The sequence below is a fragment of the Mycobacterium sp. OAE908 genome (assembly GCF_017872775.1).
Lineage (GTDB): Bacteria > Actinomycetota > Actinomycetes > Mycobacteriales > Mycobacteriaceae > Mycobacterium.
This window is the reverse complement of sequence record NZ_JAGGJL010000006.1, coordinates 2,108-5,025: the sequence shown is the minus strand read 5'-3', so window position 1 is coordinate 5,025 and position 2,918 is coordinate 2,108. Positions and strand designations below refer to the sequence as shown.

Genomic DNA, 2,918 nt, shown 5'->3' with positions numbered 1-2,918 from the left:
TGTGTTCGGCGGTGTCCTACTTTTCCACCCGGGTTGGGTAGTATCATCGGCGCTGGCAGGCTTAGCTTCCGGGTTCGGGATGGGTCCGGGCGTTTCCCTGCCGCTATTGACCGCCGTAACTCTATTCACTTTTTGAGTGTCCCCACGTGTGGTGGGGAAGTGTTATTGGTGGTGGGGTGTGAATGCTTGTTGTGCATTCGTGGATATGTGTGTGGTTGCGAGTTTGTGTGTAAGTTTTCGGCCGGTTAGTGCCAGTTCCCTGAACACATTGCTGTGCGTGTAGGTCTGGTCTATCGATCCCGTGGTCTGCGGGGGGCCTTATCCCACTGAAATGGGTGAGAAGCCTGGTCTTGGAGGGGGTTTCCCGCTTAGATGCTTTCAGCGGTTATCCTGTCCGAACGTGGCTATCCAGCGGTGCCCCTGGTGGGACAACTGGTGGACCAGAGGTTCGTCCGTCCCGGTCCTCTCGTACTAGGGACAGGTTTCCTCAAGCTTCTGACGCGCGCGGCGGATAGAGACCGAACTGTCTCACGACGTTCTAAACCCAGCTCGCGTGCCGCTTTAATGGGCGAACAGCCCAACCCTTGGGACCTGCTCCAGCCCCAGGATGCGACGAGCCGACATCGAGGTGCCAAACCATCCCGTCGATATGGACTCTTGGGGAAGATCAGCCTGTTATCCCCGGGGTACCTTTTATCCGTTGAGCGACACCCCTTCCACTCGGGGGTGCCGGATCACTAGTCCCGACTTTCGTCCCTGCTTGACATGTACGTCTCGCAGTCAAGCTCCCTTGTGCACTTACACTCAACACCTGATTGCCGTCCAGGTTGAGGGAACCTTTGGGCGCCTCCGTTACATTTTAGGAGGCAACCGCCCCAGTTAAACTACCCACCAGGCACTGTTCCTGAACCGGATAGACGGTTCGAGGTTAGAGGCCCAATACGATCAGAGTGGTATTTCAACAATGACTCCACAATCACTGGCGTGACTGCTTCATAGTCTCCCACCTATCCTACACAAACCGTATCGAGCACCAATACCAAGTTGTAGTGAAGGTCCCGGGGTCTTTTCGTCCTGCCGCGCGTAACGAGCATCTTTACTCGTAGTGCAATTTCGCCGAGTCTATGGTTGAGACAGTTGAGAAGTCGTTACGCCATTCGTGCAGGTCGGAACTTACCCGACAAGGAATTTCGCTACCTTAGGATGGTTATAGTTACCACCGCCGTTTACTGGGGCTTAAATTCTCAGCTTCACCCCCGAAAGGGTTAACCGGTCCTCTTAACCTTCCAGCACCGGGCAGGCGTCAGTCCGTATACATCGTCTTGCGACTTCGCACGGACCTGTGTTTTTAGTAAACAGTCGCTTCTCACTGGTTTGTGCCACCCCCCACCGCTACCCACCGCGAAGGTGTTGACGGTAAGGGGTCCCCCTTCTCCCGAAGTTACGGGGGTATTTTGCCGAGTTCCTTAACCATAGTTCACTCGTACGCCTCGGTATTCTCTACCTGACCACCTGTGTTGGTTTGGGGTACGGGCCGTGTCTGTGCTCGCTAGAGGCTTTTCTCGGCAGCATAGGATCACCGAATTCACCTCACTCGGCTATGCATCACCTCTCGGACTTCATGACACCCGGATTTACCTAGATGTCGTCCTACGGGCTTGCCCCAGTATTACCACTGACTGGTACGGCTACCTTCCTGCGTCACCCCATCGCTTGACTACTACCCATCCGGGTCCCACGCAGCAGGCAAACCCCGCACCCCGAAGGGATTGGTGGTCCACCGTTTGGGTGGTTAGCAGAATGGATTCGTCAGGGGCGCACATACACGGGTACGGGAATATCAACCCGTTGTCCATCGACTACGCCTGTCGGCCTCGCCTTAGGTCCCGACTCACCCTGGGCGGACTGGCCTGGCCCAGGAACCCTTGGTCTTTCGGCGGGCAAGGTTCTCACTTGCCTTATCGCTACTCATGCCTGCATTCTCACTCCCACACCCTCCACAACTCGATTACTCGGCTGCTTCACCGGATGCAGGACGCTCCCCTACCCAACAATCCATACGGACTATTGCCGCGGCTTCGGCGGTGTGCTTGAGCCCCGCTACATTATCGGCGCACAATCACTTGACCAGTGAGCTATTACGCACTCTTTCAAGGGTGGCTGCTTCTAAGCCAACCTCCTGGTTGTCTTCGCGACTGCACATCCTTTTCCACTTAGCACACGCTTAGGGGCCTTAGCCGGCGATCTGGGCTGTTTCCCTCTCGACGCACGGAGCTTATCCCCCGCCGTCTCACTGCCACGCTTTCATTTACCGGCATTCGGAGTTTGGCTGACGTCAGTAACCTAGTAGGGCCCATCGGCCATCCAGTAGCTCTACCTCCGGTAAAAAACACGCAACGCTGCACCTAAATGCATTTCGGGGAGAACCAGCTATCACGGAGTTTGATTGGCCTTTCACCCCTACCCACAACTCATCCCCTCAGTCTTCAACCTAAGTGGGTTCGGGCCTCCACAACATCTTACTGCTGCTTCACCCTGGCCATGGGTAGATCACTCCGCTTCGGGTCCAGAACACACCACTACACCAACCCCTACGGATTGGATACGCCCTATTCAGACTCGCTTTCGCTGCGGCTACCCCACCCGGGTTAACCTCGCGACATGTCCCTGACTCGCAGGCTCATTCTTCAAAAGGCACGCCATCACCCCACGATAAATCGAAGGCTCTGACGGATTGTAAGCGCACGGTTTCAGGTACTCTTTCACTCCCCTCCCGGGGTACTTTTCACCATTCCCTCACGGTACTAATCCGCTATCGGTCACTGGGAAGTATTCAGGCTTACCGGGTGGTCCCGGCAGATTCACAGCAGATTCCACGGGCCCGCTGCTACTCGGGGATCCTGCGACAGCAGGCAGTG

General features: G+C 56.1%; 2 rRNA genes (1 of these 2 cut by a window edge). Both read right to left on the bottom strand.

Annotated elements, in window-relative coordinates:
- Window positions 1-3 precede the first annotated feature (3 nt).
- A 5S ribosomal RNA gene (gene rrf, locus J3E61_RS34335) occupies window positions 4-118 on the bottom strand.
- Between the two features lie 106 nt (window positions 119-224).
- Window positions 225-2,918 (bottom strand): 23S ribosomal RNA (locus J3E61_RS34330) (it continues 323 nt past the right edge of the window).